At 63.2% G+C, this 15,572-nt stretch carries 12 protein-coding genes, 1 tRNA gene and 2 pseudogenes; 4 read left to right on the top strand and 11 right to left on the bottom strand.

Going from position 1 to position 15,572, the window contains the following annotated elements:
- Positions 1-14 precede the first annotated feature (14 nt).
- Positions 15-158: a hypothetical protein gene (locus PAN31108_RS26460; protein WP_174995069.1), complete on the bottom strand. Its 144-nt coding sequence runs from the start codon at positions 156-158 to the stop codon at positions 15-17.
- Positions 159-628: 470 nt separating this feature from the next.
- On the opposite strand from PAN31108_RS26460, the gene PAN31108_RS20235 reads away from it, so the two are divergent.
- Entirely contained in the window at positions 629-1,525 is an 897-nt protein-coding gene (locus PAN31108_RS20235; RefSeq protein WP_174995068.1) for a hypothetical protein, read from the top strand.
- A gap of 114 nt (positions 1,526-1,639) precedes the next feature.
- On the opposite strand, the gene PAN31108_RS20230 is transcribed toward PAN31108_RS20235, so the two are convergent.
- From PAN31108_RS20230 to PAN31108_RS27285, 3 genes and pseudogenes are all read right to left on the bottom strand, one after another.
- Positions 1,640-2,965, bottom strand: coding sequence for an ABC transporter ATP-binding protein (locus PAN31108_RS20230; protein ID WP_150670565.1), 1,326 nt, complete (start codon positions 2,963-2,965; stop codon positions 1,640-1,642).
- Positions 2,966-2,975: 10 nt separating this feature from the next.
- Positions 2,976-3,623, bottom strand: a pseudogene (locus PAN31108_RS27290) (ABC transporter permease subunit); the annotation flags it as partial.
- A gap of 179 nt (positions 3,624-3,802) precedes the next feature.
- Positions 3,803-4,715 (bottom strand): annotated as a pseudogene (locus PAN31108_RS27285) (ABC transporter permease subunit); the annotation flags it as partial.
- A gap of 556 nt (positions 4,716-5,271) precedes the next feature.
- On the opposite strand from PAN31108_RS27285, the gene PAN31108_RS20220 reads away from it, so the two are divergent.
- Positions 5,272-6,858: a tetratricopeptide repeat protein gene (locus PAN31108_RS20220; RefSeq protein ID WP_174995067.1), complete on the top strand. Its 1,587-nt coding sequence runs from the start codon at positions 5,272-5,274 to the stop codon at positions 6,856-6,858.
- 67 nt (positions 6,859-6,925) lie between these two features.
- On the opposite strand, the gene PAN31108_RS20215 is transcribed toward PAN31108_RS20220, so the two are convergent.
- Genes PAN31108_RS20215 through PAN31108_RS20205 form a run of 3 tightly spaced genes read right to left on the bottom strand, consistent with a single transcriptional unit; the run spans position 6,926 to position 9,203 of the window.
- Entirely contained in the window at positions 6,926-7,129 is a 204-nt protein-coding gene (locus tag PAN31108_RS20215) for a hypothetical protein (RefSeq protein ID WP_150670562.1), read from the bottom strand.
- Positions 7,130-7,135: 6 nt separating this feature from the next.
- Positions 7,136-8,206, bottom strand: a complete 1,071-nt coding sequence (locus PAN31108_RS20210) for an AI-2E family transporter (RefSeq protein WP_150670561.1) — start codon at positions 8,204-8,206, stop codon at positions 7,136-7,138.
- Entirely contained in the window at positions 8,193-9,203 is a 1,011-nt protein-coding gene (locus PAN31108_RS20205) for a LysR family transcriptional regulator (protein ID WP_150670560.1), read from the bottom strand. Before PAN31108_RS20205 ends, PAN31108_RS20210 begins: the two co-directional genes overlap by 14 nt.
- Positions 9,204-9,386: 183 nt before the next feature.
- On the opposite strand from PAN31108_RS20205, the gene PAN31108_RS20200 reads away from it, so the two are divergent.
- A complete protein-coding gene (locus PAN31108_RS20200) occupies positions 9,387-10,169 on the top strand; it encodes a TerC family protein (RefSeq protein WP_150670559.1) in 783 nt (260 codons plus the stop codon).
- Positions 10,170-10,457: 288 nt separating this feature from the next.
- A complete protein-coding gene (locus PAN31108_RS20195) occupies positions 10,458-10,853 on the top strand; it encodes a TFIIB-type zinc ribbon-containing protein (RefSeq protein WP_150670558.1) in 396 nt (131 codons plus the stop codon).
- A gap of 135 nt (positions 10,854-10,988) precedes the next feature.
- On the opposite strand, the gene PAN31108_RS20190 is transcribed toward PAN31108_RS20195, so the two are convergent.
- The 4 genes from PAN31108_RS20190 to PAN31108_RS20175 all read right to left on the bottom strand — a co-directional run bounded on the left by PAN31108_RS20190 (position 10,989) and on the right by PAN31108_RS20175 (position 15,480).
- Positions 10,989-11,516, bottom strand: coding sequence for a hypothetical protein (locus PAN31108_RS20190; RefSeq protein ID WP_150670557.1), 528 nt, complete (start codon positions 11,514-11,516; stop codon positions 10,989-10,991).
- A gap of 258 nt (positions 11,517-11,774) precedes the next feature.
- Positions 11,775-11,851 (bottom strand) — tRNA-Met (locus PAN31108_RS20185).
- 200 nt (positions 11,852-12,051) lie between these two features.
- Positions 12,052-13,710, bottom strand: coding sequence for an MFS transporter (locus tag PAN31108_RS20180; RefSeq protein WP_150670556.1), 1,659 nt, complete (start codon positions 13,708-13,710; stop codon positions 12,052-12,054).
- 171 nt (positions 13,711-13,881) lie between these two features.
- Positions 13,882-15,480 carry a sensor histidine kinase gene (locus PAN31108_RS20175; protein WP_150670555.1) on the bottom strand — a complete coding sequence of 533 codons (1,599 nt, stop codon included), beginning with the start codon at positions 15,478-15,480 and terminating at the stop codon, positions 13,882-13,884.
- Between the last annotated feature and the right edge of the window lie 92 nt (positions 15,481-15,572).

Here is a 15,572-nt window from a genome sequence, read left to right as displayed (position 1 = left end):
TGTTGCGCCAGCGCTTACTTCGGGTGATGTACGGCGTAGTAAGCCAGAGCGGCAAGCACCGCACACGACACGGCGAATGCGCGACGGCGCCAACGGTAGGCGGGCGTGAGGCTGAGGGCGCGTGCGCGGCCTTCCTCTTTCGAATGGTAGTAGCTCATATTGCACCTTCCGGGATCTGGTACACGGTCTTCGCCGCAGAAAGAACCTGCTGACGTTTCTGCCGATGCGCCCCCCGGCACACGGCAGACCCCCGAACTGGCTTCGGTTTGCGGCAGGTTCCGAATCGATTATGCGACTGCACAAAAACGACCGCTAATCAGTATCTATACCGATAGGTGTGGCCTTTTTGATACGGTCTCTCAACGCGCGATTCGTTTCGACGAACGCCTCGAAAGCGGTGGGGTGCCGTCGATGTCGTCTTCCTTGCCAATCGCCACGGCCCGCTCGCAGGCGTTGCCGGTTTGCGCGCCTCGCCCCCACACAAATCTCGATAATCGAAGGATACGAAGAATCCACATTTCCCCGCTTGCGCGGCGTCGTGCGCGCTGAAACAATGCCTGAAAACGGTGGCCTCGCCGAAGGCCGCTTTCAAGTCGTCGTTGCGATCACGCCTGGGGAGGGACGTGCCATGACGCCGGATACGCGCCGCACCATTGCTTGCGGCCTTCGCGGAACCGCCTTCGGGCGCGCCGCCTGTCTCGTCGCTGTCGCCGGGCTAACCGGGCTCCTTGGACTGTCGAACGCCGAGGCGCAGGAGGCCATGCTACGGGCCAACAATCAGGTATGGCTTGGCGTGGGCGCGCAGCAGTTGAACTACTGGGAGACCATCGGGCCCGGTAAAAGCGATTCCGAAAGCGGCACGACCGCCGCGTTTGCCCTGACCGCCTCGACCCAGCGCCAGTTGTTCGGCGTGTCCAATCTGTACTTCAGCGGGTCTGTCCGTGTGGCGCACGGCAACGTGAACTACGGCGGCTATTTGCAGGACCGCGCCGGCAACGTCATTCAGCCCGACTATCAGATGTCGACGCGCTCCACGGCGACGGACGTCACGCTCAAGGCCGGCAAAGCCATCCCGTTCCATCTGGGCACCTGGAATGCGCAGGTGATTCCTTACGTGAGCTACAGCTACCGCGACTGGATTCGCGACAGCAGTCGGGATCGCTATGGCTTCTATGAGCGCTACCGCCATCATGTGGTCGGCGGCGGGTTGATGGGGCAGATGGAACTGACATCGAAGCTGGTGGCGACCGCCGACATTCGTGCCGGTGCGATGCTCGGCGCGTCGATGACGCTGGCCGGTTCGCAGAACACCTTCAGCCTCGGCAACAAGCCGGTCGTCGTGGCCGGTTTCGGACTCGACTATGCAATCGCGCGCAACTTCCACATCAACGCCAGTTACGAGTGGTCACGCTTCCAGTACGGCCGCTCGGCGGCGACGCAGGTCGGCCCCGGCGTGAGCGCCTACGAACCCGATTCGAGGACCATCAACCAGACGTGGATGATCGGCGCGGGGTACGCGTTCTAGTCGCGCGCCTGTCGCCCCTCGCGCAGAAACGACAACGCCGCGCGGCCGGACGGCTCGCGCGGCGTTGCCTTTTCAGCCGCCGATCATGCGCTCATGCGGGCGTTCAGACGTCGATCAGGTCGCGCCTTCCACGTCTTCCAGACTGAACGTTTCCGTGTGGTCGTTGTACGAGAAGATCTCGGCGTAGCGTCCCCAGTTGATGGCGGTGTCGAGCGTTTCCTGCGCGAGATCGTCCGACATCGAATCTTCCAGTTCCTGCTCGAAACGCACGCGCGGCGCCCGCTGCCCGCGACGCTCCTGCAACACGGTGCGGATCTTCGCGGCGAGCGGCACGTGACGCAGCAGATGCTCGGCGAACAGCACCTTGCGCTCCTGCGTGCCGATGTCCACGAAGCGCTTGCCAGCGGCGGTCAGCATGATGTCGCCTTCCTTGAGTTCCGCGAAGCCCAACTGATCGAGAATTTCCGCCACCGGAAAGAGGTCGTCGACCTCCAGCAGCAGCGTCTGTGCGATGTCCGGCAAGTCGGCGCGTCCGTTGTAGGGCGGCACCGCCAGCGCTTCGAGCAGGCCGGCCATCAGGTTGGTCGACACTTCGTGCAGCGGGCTGGAAAGTTCCAGCGGGATCTTCTGCGTGGTGTGGGCGTTGCGGCGCGATGTCATCAACGCGTAGATATCGTCCACCATCTTGCGGAAGGCCGGATCGAGGCGGTTGCGACGATGCGGGAACGGCACCTTGATCTCGGCGACCACCCGGCCCGGATTCGACGACAGCACCAGAATCCGGTCGCACATGAACACCGCTTCTTCGATGTTGTGCGTGACGATCAGGATCGATTTGATCGGCAACTGACGCTGGCTCCACAGATCGAGCAGGTCGGTACGGAGCGTTTCCGCCGTGAGCACATCGAGCGCGGAGAACGGCTCGTCCATGAGCAGCAGCGTCGGGTTGACGACGAGCGCGCGGGCGAAGCCCACTCGCTGGCGCATACCGCCCGAGAGTTCGCGCGGGTAGGCGTTTTCGAAGCCGTCCAGACCGATCAGGTCGATGGCCGCGAGGGCGCGCCTGCGGCGCTCTTTCGGCTCGACGCCGAGCGCTTCGAGCCCGGCTTCCACGTTCTGCAACACGGTCAGCCACGGGAACAGCGCGAACGTCTGGAACACCATCGCCACGCCCTCGGGCGGCCCTTCGAGCGGCTCGCCCATGTAGCGAATGTCGCCCGAGCTGGGCTGAATCAGTCCGGCGATGATGCGCAGCAGCGTCGATTTGCCCGAGCCGGAGCGGCCCAGCAGGCCCACGATCTCGCCTTCGTGCAGATGCAGGTTCACACCGTCGAGCACCTGACGCTCGTCGCTGCCCTTGCGGAAGCCGCGACTGACGTTGGCTAGCGAGAAGATCTCTTTTCCGGCGATCGTTTGGCCAGCGGATGTATCGTTCGGCATCTCGGTCCCTTCAATTCAGACGAAGCTTGTTTTCGGCGATGGCGTACATGGGGCGCCACAGCAAGCGGTTGAACAGTACGACGAACAGCGCCATCACCGCGATGCCGAGCAGAATGCGCGGATAGTCGCCGGCGGCCGTCGTTTGCGCGATATAGGCGCCCAGTCCGTGTGCGGCGACCTTGTCGTCGCCCCATTGCACGTATTCCGAGACGATGGAGGCGTTCCATGCGCCGCCGGACGCCGTGATCGCCCCCGTCACGTAATAGGGGAAGATCCCCGGCAGCATCACCTGACGCCACCATTGCCAGCCGCGAATGCGGAAGTTCGTGGCGGCTTCCTTGAAGTCGTTCGGGAAGGCCGTGGCCCCGGCGATCACGTTGAACAGGATGTACCACTGCGTACCCAGCACGATCAGCGGCGAGAGCCAGATGTCCGCGTTCAGGCGGAAGTGGACGATCAGTACCACGAATATCGGGAACAGCAGGTTGGCCGGGAAGGCCGCCAGGAACTGAGCGAGCGGCTGGATGCGCTCCGCGAGTTTCGGGCGCAGCCCGATCAGCACGCCCAGCGGCACCCAGATCACCGACGCAATCGCGATGAGCACCACCACGCGCACCAGCGTGATGAGACCGAGGCCGAACACGCGCAGGATCTCGGCGCCGCCGACTTCGGCCAGCACGAACGTGCAGATTTTCCAGGCGGCGGATACGCCCAGTGCAACGAGCACCGCCGCCCATAGCCAGTCGATCACGCGCGAGAGCGGCGACTTCGATTCGGAGTGAATCGCGGCCGGCAGCGAGATCGGCATACGCATGCGGGCAATCGTGCGCAGCAGCTTGCCCAGCGGACGCAGCAGCAACTGGATCGCGCGCGTGCGCTGAATGACGTTGAGTACCCAGGATTCGGGGGCTGCCTGCGAGACCGTGTCTTCCAGACGGAACTTGTCCGACCACGCGACCATCGGGCGGAACAGGAACTGGTCGTAAATGATGATGACGACGACCATCGCCAGAATCACCCAGCCCACAGCGCCCAGATCGCGCTGAAGGATGGCGGTGGCGAGGTACGCCCCGATGCCCGGCAGCGTCACCGTCTTGTCGCCCACGGTGATCGCCTCGGAGGCCACCACGAAGAACCAGCCGCCGGACATGCTCATCATCATGTTCCAGATGAGGCCCGGCATCGAGTAGGGAACGTCGAGCTTCCAGAAGCGCTGCCATGGCGAGAGGCGCAGGTTCACGGCGACTTCGGACAGGTCGCGCGGCTGGGTGCGCATCGATTGGTAGAACGAGAACGTCATGTTCCACGCCTGACTCGTGAAGATCGCGAAGATGGCGGCGCATTCGGCGCCGAGCACGCGTCCCGGGAAGAGGGCGAGGAAGAACGTGACGGTAAACGAGATGTAGCCGAGCACCGGCACGGACTGGAGGATATCCAGCATCGGCACGAGCAGCTTTTCGGCGCGGCGGCTCTTGGCCGCGAGCGTGCCGTAGACCAGCGTGAAGATGAGCGAAGCCACCATGGCCGCGAGCATGCGCAGCGTGGTGCGCAGGGCGTACTCGGGCAGGTTCGCCGGATCCAGCGAGATGACTTCGGTATGCAGGTCGCCCAGCGGGGCCCACGTCTGACGAATGCCCATCGAGCTGACCATCAGAAAACCGATGATGATCGGGAACGCAATGAAATCCCAGCGGTTGGGCAGCAGGCGTCGCGCGGTGGCGGGGATGAACGGACGGGCTACGCGCGTCATCAAGACCTCGTTCGGATGAGGGTTCGGACGGACAACAGAACTGGAGCGTCGGTGTGCAGCGCGGCAGCGACGATGCGCGTGTGCAGCGACGGCAGCGGATGCTACCAGATTGCCCCGTAAAAAGATGTTAAAGCCGGTGTCATTGGTTGGCAAACCTCGTCCCCGACGAGCGACTGTGGTATTTATGCTGCACTGCGGGAGGGTGCGGTTTCGCTGGTCGATACGTGGTCTCGCCCCGACCGATGACGCTTCCGAAAAGCGCCTGAATCCTTGGGGGGAACGCCGGGGGATGGCATGACGGTGGCTTTGCCCGGCCCGGCGACTGGAACCGGCGCGGGGAGGTGGGGCGTGAACCGTGAAGCGCGTGAACTTTATTGGCGTTGCGAAGACCAATCCCCGCGGCTTGCTTCGTGCCGTGCGGTCGTGTAGTGTGCACCGCTTATTCGGGCTACGGCGCCTGTTGCCGAGGGGCTGCCTTATGGCCGTACGGCCCCGGGTGTTTCCATGGCTTGCCGGCCCGTCTTCTCCAATTCCCACACAAGCAAGGATGCGCCGCATGACGACGCCATTAGATGCGCGTTGCGAGCGTGCACGACAACTGAGTGCCGCCGGCCGGCTCGACGAGGCGATCGCCGAGTTACGACAAGTTCTGAAACAATCCCCTGAATTTCTGCCCGCGCTGGAGGGCCTCGCGTACGTTTCGTTGCGTACCGGCGCTTTCGAGTCGGCGGCAGACGCTTTCGATCGTCTGCTGGCGCTCGTGCCGCACCCTGGCGCACAGGCGACGTTCGACGCCGCGATGGCGAGCCTCCAGGCCGGCCGTCACATGCGCACCGAAGCGCTGTTCGAAGCGACGGTGCAGCAGTCGCCGGACGTCATCGGCACGCTGCACACCATCGGAATGACGTGGGCGCAGGCGGGCGATAACGCACGCGCGCTCGTCTGGTTCGAACGCACGGCGGCCAAGGCGCCCGCATTGTGGCAGGCGCACTTCAACCGGGGCCGTGCGCTCGGCGCGCTGGGACGGTTCGACGAAGAGATCGCCGCTTACCGGCTCGCCAACACCATCGCGCCTGCGCAACCCGATCCGCTCGTGAATCTGGGCGTAGCGCTGCGCGAGCGGCATGCGTTCGACGATGCCCTGCAATGCCTGCATCAGGCCGTGAAGCTCTCGCCGAACCATGCCGGCGCGCGCACGAACCGTGCGCAGACGCATTTGCTGCTCGGCGACTTCGAGCACGGCTGGCACGATTACGAGTGGCGCTGGCAGGACGGCGTTCAGCAGCGGCGTTTCAACGATCGTCTCTGGGACGGCAAGACGTCGCTGGCGGGCAAGCGCGTATTCGTCTATAGCGAGCAGGGGTTCGGCGATACGTTGCAGTTCGTGCGCTTCGTGCCGAGTCTGGTGGAGATGGGCGCGACGGTGGTGCTGTCGGTACAGGCGCCGCTCGTGACGTTGCTGGGCGGCTTCGCACGCGGTGTGACGGTGCTCGGCGAGCATATGCCGGTGCCGTCGTTCGACTTGCAGATGCCGTTGCTCAGTCTGCCGCATTTGCTCAGGACGGGCGGCAATGTGGCCATGCATTCGCCATATCTGCGCGCCAGCGCAGGGCGCGAGACCATCTGGCGGTCCTTGCTCGGCGCGAAGCCCGAGGGGGCGCTGCGTGTCGGTTTCGTGTGGCGTACGCGTCCGTTCCCGCCGGGACGCGATATCCCGCTCGCGCATTGGGCGTCGTTGTTCGCCACAAAGGCCCAGTGGTATTCGTTGCAGGTCGACGCGACCGACGAAGAGCATGCGGAACTCGAGCGCTATCGCAAGGCGCACGGTAACGTGCACGACATTGGCTCCAAACTCAGCGACTTCGCCGAGACGGCGGCCGTCATCGCGCAGATGGATCTGGTGATCGCCGCCGACACGGCTGTGGTGCATTTGGCCGGAGCGCTGGGCAAGCCGGTGTGGGTGCCGCTGAACTACACGCCGGACTGGCGCTGGCAGTTGTCGCGGCGCGACAGCGACTGGTATGCGAGCGTCTCGCTCTTCCGTCAGCCTGCGCGCGGCGACTGGGATGCCGTGATGGCGCAGATCGCTCAGGAGGTCGCCGCGCTGGCCTCGCGCGATGTCGACGCGGTTTCGACGCCGTAGACGCCGTAGACGCCGTAACGCGTCGGGGGCAGCACCGAGGCCCTGAAGCGCCCGCGCCCTGAAGCGGTCAGACGCTCAGGCGGTAACGCGCCCGGCTGCTATCTCGATAGCCCGGTAACGCGGGCGCGGCCAGCCGGGGCGGGATGACGGGCGCGGCTGGCATGGCTTGCGTCGGCCGCAGACAATGACGCCATTCGCCCGGAACGGTGCCGGGCGTAGGACGTAGGGTGTCGGGCGTCGGCAAGGCGTCGCCGACGTTGCAGATCGTCATGCCATGTCAGCCTGCGTCGGCGCCCTCGTCGTCGTCGCGCAAGCGCGTGTAGATGTTCCAACTGGCGATGAACAGCGCCGCGATCAGCGGCCCGATCACAAAGCCCGTCAATCCGATGAGCGACATGCCCCCGAGGGTAGAGATCAGCACGACCCAGTCGGGCAGCTTGGTGTCCTTGCCCACCAGAATCGGGCGCAATACGTTGTCCACCAGACTGACGATGGTGCCGCAGAACGCGAACAGAATGATCGCCTTCCAGATGTCTCCCGAGAGCAGCAGCCAGATCCCGACGGGCACCCACACGACGGCCGCGCCGACGGCGGGCAGCAGCGACAGAAAGGCCATCACCACGGCCGCCAGCACATATCCCTGAATACCGAGCACGGCGAAGATGAAGCCCCCGAGCGCCCCTTGTGCGACGGCTACCGCGATATTGCCTTTGACCGTTGCGCGCACGACGGTGGTGAACTGACGGATCAACTGACTCTTGTGACGTTCGTCGAGCGGTAGCGCGCGGCGCACCATGGCGCCGAGCGCCGTGCCGTCGCGCAGGAGGAAAAACAGCAGATAGAGCATCACGCCGAAGCTCACGAGCAATTGCGCCGTGTTCTGGCCGATGCTCACCAGGTAGACGGCGACGAGGCGGCCGATCTGTGCGGCGCCGTCGCCGAGCTTCTGCTGGATGGCGTTGACGTCCTGCACGCCGGCGAGATCCATGATCCGATGAACGCTCGCGGGCAGGCGGTCGAGCAGTTGCTGGAAAGCGACCGTGAGCTGCGGCAAATCGGTACGAAAGCGCACGAGTGCCGTGCTGATTTCCTGCGTCAGCATGCCCACGACGAGCGTGAGCGGCAGGATGACGATCACCAGAATCAGCGCGAGCGTGGTGAGCGCGGCGAGGTTGGGGCGTCCGCGCATGCGCGTCAGCATGCGACGCTGCACCGGCTGGAACAGCACGGCGAGAATCGTCCCCCAGAAGATCGCGCCGAACAGGGGAAACAGAATCCAGCCGAACACGATGGTCACGACGAACAACATCAGGTGGAAAAACTTGCGCTGGTCGCTACGACTCGACATGGGGTTTCCTTGCAGATGACGACGGCGCGGATGGCACGTCACTCGTTCTTATAGCAGAACCGGGCGTCGGATCGTCGACGATGTCCTGGGCGTGGCCATGTGCATGGCCGAGGGGATGGCCGAGGGGATGGCCGATAATGCGAGCCACGAGCGGATGACCCTCGCCGCGCCGCGAGCGAATGGCGTGGACCTCCTCGTGCACGTCTTGCGGGCGGCCCAGCCAGCGCAAGCCGCGCAGCACGGAGACGTCGCCCGCGCCGGCTTCGCTGAGCGGAAACACGCCCAGACCGCGCGTGGCGAATACCGCCATCAATGCGCTGTCCTCGAACTCGCCGACGATATGCGGGCGGATGCCCAGCCCCTCGAACCACTGATCGAGCCGGGCGCGTAGCGCCGAGTGGCCGGTCGGCAATAATACGGGCAGTGTCGTCAGGCATTGTGGAAAGGTGTCGCGCGAGATGTTGCGCACGATCGACGCTGGTCCATACCAGTCGACCGGCGAATCGACCAGACGTTCGCTTGCCAGCCGCAGGGTAGGGTTGTACGGCGCGGGTTGGCTCGCGAGCACGAGGTCGAGCTTATGCAGCGCGAGTTCGGCAAGCAGTTGTTCGTGCTCGCCTTCGTGGCAAACGAGTCGCAGCGAAGGCGTGCCCAGGACAGGTGCGAGAATGGCGTGAGCGGCGAGTTTCGAGATGCCGTCGGCGAGGCCGACCGAGAGGCGCGCGACCCGGCCGCTTGCGGCTTCGCGGACATCGTCCGGAATCGACTGGCCGAGGCGGAAAATCTCCTCGGCGCGGCGAAAGGCGGCCTGACCCGGTTCGGTCATCGTCACCCCCCGCCCCAGGGGTTTGAGCAGTTGGTGACCCAGCGACTTTTCCAGCTCGCGAACCTGCGCGCTGATCGTCTGCACGGCCATGTCGAGGCGCTCGGCGGCGCGGGCAAAGCCGCCTTCCTTGACGACTACCCAGAAGTAATAGAGATGGCGGTAATTCAACATGGCAGGAATGCTTCGTAAAAACCGAACCAAATTGAAGTATATAGCTGGTTTTTACGAAACATGAGTTCGACGATGATGCTGTCCTGAGCCCGCACCTGACGTTTGGTGCGGGAGACGAAGGGAGGTCCGCGGCCTGAGGGCGGCGGATGCACCGATAACCAAACGGAAAACTCTGGCGCCTATATGGACTATCTACTTGCTTTGGCGGCCGACCCGGCGGTGTGGGCGGCGCTTGTTACGCTGGTGGTCATGGAGGTCGTGCTCGGCATCGACAACCTGATCTTCATCTCGATCCTGACCAACAAATTGCCGGTGTCGATGCGTGCGCGCACCCAGAAGATGGGTATTGCGCTGGCGCTGATCATGCGCCTGGCGTTGCTGGGCACGGTGGCGTGGATCGCCAAGCTGACGGCGCCGCTGTTCGAAATGTTCGGGCACGGGTTCTCCTGGCGCGACCTGATCCTGATCGCGGGGGGGCTTTTCCTCGTCTGGAAGGCGACGAAGGAGATGCATCATCACGTGGCGCTGGGCAGTGGCGACGATGAGGGGCATGCCGAAGGCGGCTCGGGCGCGGGGGCGCTCGCGACGATCACGGCGCGGGCGGCCGTATTGCAGATCATCATGCTCGACATCGTGTTCTCGATCGACAGTATCGTGACGGCCGTGGGCATGACCGAGCACATCCCGATCATGTTCATTGCGGTGATTGCCGCCGTGACGGCGATGTTGTTCATGGCGGGACCGCTCTCGCGCTTCATCGCGGCAAATCCGACCGTGGTCATGCTGGCGCTGGGCTTCCTGCTGGTGATCGGGATGACGCTGATCGCGGAAGGGTTCGGCTCGCACATCCCGAAGGGTTACATCTACGCGGCCATGGCTTTCTCGGCGTTCGTCGAGGGACTGAACATGCTCACGCGCCGGGCCAAGGCGCGTCGCGAGGCGCAGAAGGCGCGGGTGGTGCACTAAGTAGTGCATTAAGTGGTTCACCAAGGGAAGCCCTCGGGTTCCCGGTAGCCTCCCGCAGTCGATCGGGTGCGATCAGTGAGTGATCGCGCATAAAGGCAGCGGTGCCGACAAACGTCGGCACCGCTTTTTTTCGTCCGGAGCAAGGGGGAGGCGGGCGAGACCGGCCCATCGCGCTGTATTCGGGACAGTTCGAAAATATCGAAGTTAAGTGAATAAAAATGCAGGTTTTTCCGTCGCCACGTGCCCGATACATTGAAGGCGTTGTCTTTTACGTAACGGAGCCAAACGATGAAATGTCCTGTGTGCGGTACCCCGGATTTGCTGATGACGGAGCGTCAGGGAGTGGAGATCGATTACTGTCCGAACTGTCGTGGCGTATGGTTGGATCGGGGCGAGTTGGACAAGTTGATTGAGCGCACGGATGGCGCGGCGGCGGCGTCGGCCCCGATGGTCCGGGGCGAGCATGACAGGAGTCGTCGCGAGTCCGGCGGGCGTTCGAATGGCCATGCGAACGCGCAGGAGTATCGCGACGACGATCGAGGGTATTGGGAGCGTCGCGACAATCGTGACAATCGTGACAAACGTGACAGTCACGACCGCCAACATGGCGACGACAACCGCCGTCGCTATTACGACCGCCCGCGCAAAAAGAAGTCGCTATTCGAGATGTTCGACTTCGATTGATTAGGCGGGGCGCCGCGAAGGCATCGGCGGCGATTGTCGCCACGCTATGTTTCGTGCATCGGGGATGGGCGTGCAGTCCCCGATGCATCGGTAAGCGGCGCTGCCGAAATGACCGGCTCGGTCAACATGGCGGACTTAACTGGGGATGCGTGCTTTGACGAAGAGTTCGCGGACAATCGTTTCGTCGCCTGGCGGCAGTATATTGAGGTCGAGCTGTCCTGTCTTGACTGCTTCGTTGACCGCGCTCCATCCGTAAGGCTCATCTGTCAGGATGCATTGAAGCCCAGGGAGACGCGCCTGAGCATCCAAATGTCCCAGACTGCCAGCGAGCAGTACCAACACCGAGTGCCGAACGTTGGTGTCCCCCCTATCGCGGTTGTGTCCGTGCAAGAAGTGTATGTGGGTGTGGAGGCAGAATGCGTTCCAGTCACTTGATTGATTTCCCAATCGAATTGCTCTCGTCCAGAAGTCCTTATCGGACTTGGAGAGAAAGCGAATCCCTGCGAGGGGCTGCTCAGACACCCCCATTGAAGACTGAGGAGACAGTTGCACGGACATCAGGTCTGATGGCAGGGCTCCCACGTTTGGCGTTGAGGTGCGTTGCACCGACGTGTCGGTAGATGCGTTAGAGATTTGCGGCGTGATGTTCGATACGGGGTCCATGATGTTCCTCCAATGGATGGCGGGACTTCATCGTGGCACTTTGAGCGTGACGTACTTTGCGTTACAAGGCGTTGGATTATCGAAAGCGATGCCGGACTTGCCGACCTATGGGTGAGGGCCTAATGGTGTGGCTGGGAATTGCCGGCGGACGGTGCCGACCTCGCCAAGCCCAATGACGATGCACACGAAATCGTGTTCGATCGAGATTCGGAAGAGAATAAAAAAACGGCTTCCATTGCTGGAAGCCGTTCTTAAATTTGGTGGCGAATCAGGGACTCGAACCCCGGACCTGCGGATTATGATTCCGTCGCTCTAACCGACTGAGCTAATTCGCCGTAGAAGAAAGATTATAGGTAGACCCCTATGGACTGTCAACAGGTATTTTGCGAAATCATGAAAATATCCTGATGACGTTCATCGGGATTGAAGAGGTCGCCCCAAGGCGTCCTCTTCAACGACAACGCCGGGACCCGAAGGCCCCGGCGTTGCATCGCATCCTGACCTGCCTCGTGTGTCGGGGCAGGTCACGCCATCGTCAGTCGTTGGCGTAGATGTCGACGTCCTTCGTCTCCTTGATGAACAGCATGCCGATCACGAAGGTAATCAGCGCGATCACGATCGGGTACCACAGGCCGGAGTAGATATCGCCCTTGGCCGCCACGATGGCGAATGCCGTAGCCGGCAGGAAGCCGCCGAACCAGCCGTTACCGATGTGATACGGCAGCGACATCGAGGTATAGCGGATACGCGTCGGGAACATTTCCACCAGCATCGCCGCGATCGGGCCATACACCATCGTCACGAAGATCACGAGGATCGCCAGCAGGACCACGACCATCGGCTTGTTCATCTGCGCCGGGTCGGCCTTCGCCGGGTAGCCGTCCGCCTTGAGCGTAGCCGACATGTCGGTCTCGAACACCTTGGTCTTGTCCTTCGCGTCTGCCGCCTTGCCGTCGACCGACTGGATCACCTTGTCGCCGATCTTCACCGACGCCATCGTGCCCGCCGGTGCCGCCTGGTTCTGATAGTTCAGACCGGCGCGCGACAGATAGCTCTTCGCGATATCGCACGAGCTGGTGAACTTCGAGGTGCCCACCGGGTTGAACTGGAACGAGCACTCGTTCGGATCGGCGATGACCGTGATCGGCGAACGGGCCGTCGCGGCTTCCAGCGCCGGGTTGGCATAGTGCGTGAGCGCCTTGAAGATCGGGAAGTACAGCAGTGCTGCCAGCAGGCAACCCGCCATGATGATCGGCTTGCGACCGATCTTGTCCGATAGGGCGCCGAAGAACACGAAGAACGGGCTGCCGATCAACAGACCCAGCGCGACCATGATGTTCGCGGTGTTGCCGTCGACCTTGAGCACCTGCGTCATGAAGAACAGCGAGTAGAACTGGCCCGTGTACCACACGACCGCCTGACCCGCCGTAAGGCCGACCAGCGCCAGAATCACGATCTTCAGGTTCTTCCACTCACCGAACGATTCCTTGAGCGGCGCCTTCGAGCCTTTGCCTTCGGCCTTCATGCGCTGGAATGCCGGCGATTCGTTCAGTTGCAGACGGATCCACAGCGAGATCAGCAGCAGCACGATCGACAGGATGAACGGAATACGCCAGCCCCAGTCACCAAACGCTTCTTCGCCCAGCACCATGCGAGTGCCGAGAATCACGAGCAGGGAGAGGAACAGACCCAGCGTAGCGGTCGTCTGAATCCACGACGTGTAGAAGCCGCGACGGCCATGCGGCGCGTGCTCGGCAACGTACGTGGCAGCACCGCCGTATTCGCCGCCCAGCGCCAGACCCTGAAGCAGACGCATGGCGATGAAGATCACCGGCGCCGCGATGCCCCAGGAGGCATAGCCCGGCAGCAAACCGACGACCAGCGTCGACAGACCCATCAGCGTGATGGTTACGAGGAACGTGTACTTACGACCGACGAGGTCGCCGATGCGACCGAACACGATGGCGCCGAACGGACGCACCGCGAAACCGGCAGCAAACGACAGCAGCGTGAAGATGAAGGCCGCCGTGGGATTGATCCCCGAGAAGAAGTGACGGCTGATGAATGCGGCCAACGAACCGGCCAGGTAAAAGTCGTACCACTCGAACACCGTGCCCAGCGACGACGCGAAGATGACCTTGCGCTCTTCTTTGGTCATCGGTGCATGGGAGGTGGCTGTCGTTGCAGTAGCCATGCGGTTGTCTCCTGTAATGTAAGCACGCCCCTGGGACGCACCCGGGCCGTTGCAACTGATTATTGGAGGACAACCTTACCGCCGTCTGACGCCAAACTGACTCGAACCTTACGTTGCTAGGGACTTACCCTCGACTTTGGCCTGAAATCGACCGTATTTCGCGTGATTCTGTCACGCATGAGGGTTTTCGATAAGCGCCTCGGCGAGCGGTAACGTCACGCGTATCAGGGTGCCGGTTGCTTCGGGATGCTGTGCATCGACATGGTCGAGCACGCTGACATCGCCCCGATGGATCTGCACGATCTCGCGAACGATCGCCAGGCCGAGACCGCTGCCGTCGCTGTCGCTGCCGAGAATGCGATAAAAGCGCTCGAACACGCGCGGACGCTCCGCCGCGGGAATGCCCGGCCCGGTGTCCTCGACTTCGAGATGCACGAAGCCGTCCGAGGCTTCGTGGCGCAGACGCACCGTCACCTTGCCGCCCGCCGGCGTGTAGCGGATCGCGTTGTCGATGAGGTTGTTGAGCAGCTCGCGCAACATCACCGGCTGACCCGACAGATGCACCGGGAACGGCGGCTCCTCGAAGCCGAGATCGATCCGTTTGGCGAAGGCCGCCTGGAACCAGTCCTGCATGGCGCTGCGGGCGAGCAGGCTGAGGTTGACCGGCGTGAACGCGGCGGCGTCGTTCGCGCTATTCTCGGCGCGCGCCAGCGCGAGCAACTGGTTGACGAGGCGCGCCGCCTGTTCGGAACTCACCGCAATTTGCGAGAGCGAGCGGCGTAATTCATCGGGGGAAGTCTGACGCAAGGCGAGTTCGGCCTGCATGCGCAAACCGGCCAGCGGTGTCTTGAGTTGGTGCGCCGCGTCTGCAATGAAGCGTTGCTGGAGTTTCATGTTCTGCTCGAGACGTCCGAGCAGATCGTTCAGCGAATTGACGAGCGGAGCGATCTCCGGCGGGGCCTGACGCGCTTCGAGCGGCGACAGATCGTCGGGGCGACGTGCACGAATGTGTTCTTGCAACGCATGCAGCGGCGCCAGACCGCGTGACAGCCCGAACCATACGAGCACGATGGCCAGCGGCAGAATCACGAACTGCGGCAGGATCACGCCCTTGATGATCTCGTTGGCGAGTTGACTGCGTTTGTCGAGCGTCTCCGCGACCTGAACGAGCGCCATGCTCCCGGGCGGCTCCATGCGCGGTAGATCGACGTAAGTGAAGGCCACGCGAATGTCGTTGCCGCCGACCGTCTCGTCCCGAAACTGGACGACGCCGGGTTGCGGCCGGTCGTCTTCATGCGGCAGCGGCAGCTCGGCCGTGCCGCCGACCAGTTCTCCCTTGGCGCCAAGAACCTGAAAGTAGATGTTGTCGGTGGCGTCGGCGCGCAGCAGATCGCGTGCGGGCATCGGCAAGGTGAGCGTGACCTGACCCCGATCCGAATGGACTTGCTGGGCAAGCACGTAGGTATTGGTTTCCAGCGCGCGGTCGAACGGGCCGTTGGCGATCGACTTCGCAACGAGGTACGTCACGGCAATGCTCATCGGCCAGAGCAGCAGCAGCGGCGCGAGCATCCAGTCGAGAATCTCGCCGAACAGCGAGCGCGGCGGCGGCTCGGCTTCGCGCTCCAGCGGCGCGCCGAAGCCGGGGCGCACGAACGGGTCGGCGTAGGGGTCGAACGGATCGGTGGCGTCGGCCCCATGCGCGGCGTCACCGGAACGGCGAGCGGCGTCCGGATCCGTGGCGCGATGGGGGTGACGAAAGCTCAGGCGCATCGGGCAGGAAGGCTAAAGAGGCTGAGGCAGCCGGACGATGGCACGTCGCGCGGCAGGCATGCAGGCATGCAGGCAAGCAGGCGGCGGCGTCG

It is taken from the genome of Pandoraea anhela (assembly GCF_902459655.1).
In the GTDB taxonomy this organism is placed as follows: Bacteria; Pseudomonadota; Gammaproteobacteria; order Burkholderiales; family Burkholderiaceae; genus Pandoraea; species Pandoraea anhela.
The sequence above is the reverse complement of the archived record's forward strand: the minus strand, read 5'-3'. Positions and strand labels throughout refer to the sequence as shown.

What these genes read in the sequence shown, in the direction of transcription:
- PAN31108_RS26460 (WP_174995069.1), bottom strand. Translation starts at nt 158, where the DNA reads ATGAGCTACTACCATTCGAAAGAGGAAGGCCGCGCACGCGCCCTCAGC.
- PAN31108_RS20235 (WP_174995068.1), top strand. Translation starts at nt 629, where the DNA reads ATGACGCCGGATACGCGCCGCACCATTGCTTGCGGCCTTCGCGGAACC.
- PAN31108_RS20230 (WP_150670565.1), bottom strand. Translation starts at nt 2,965, where the DNA reads ATGCCGAACGATACATCCGCTGGCCAAACGATCGCCGGAAAAGAGATC.
- PAN31108_RS20220 (WP_174995067.1), top strand. Translation starts at nt 5,272, where the DNA reads ATGACGACGCCATTAGATGCGCGTTGCGAGCGTGCACGACAACTGAGT.
- PAN31108_RS20215 (WP_150670562.1), bottom strand. Translation starts at nt 7,129, where the DNA reads ATGACGATCTGCAACGTCGGCGACGCCTTGCCGACGCCCGACACCCTA.
- PAN31108_RS20210 (WP_150670561.1), bottom strand. Translation starts at nt 8,206, where the DNA reads ATGTCGAGTCGTAGCGACCAGCGCAAGTTTTTCCACCTGATGTTGTTC.
- PAN31108_RS20205 (WP_150670560.1), bottom strand. Translation starts at nt 9,203, where the DNA reads ATGTTGAATTACCGCCATCTCTATTACTTCTGGGTAGTCGTCAAGGAA.
- PAN31108_RS20200 (WP_150670559.1), top strand. Translation starts at nt 9,387, where the DNA reads ATGGACTATCTACTTGCTTTGGCGGCCGACCCGGCGGTGTGGGCGGCG.
- PAN31108_RS20195 (WP_150670558.1), top strand. Translation starts at nt 10,458, where the DNA reads ATGAAATGTCCTGTGTGCGGTACCCCGGATTTGCTGATGACGGAGCGT.
- PAN31108_RS20190 (WP_150670557.1), bottom strand. Translation starts at nt 11,516, where the DNA reads ATGGACCCCGTATCGAACATCACGCCGCAAATCTCTAACGCATCTACC.
- PAN31108_RS20180 (WP_150670556.1), bottom strand. Translation starts at nt 13,710, where the DNA reads ATGGCTACTGCAACGACAGCCACCTCCCATGCACCGATGACCAAAGAA.
- PAN31108_RS20175 (WP_150670555.1), bottom strand. Translation starts at nt 15,480, where the DNA reads ATGCGCCTGAGCTTTCGTCACCCCCATCGCGCCACGGATCCGGACGCC.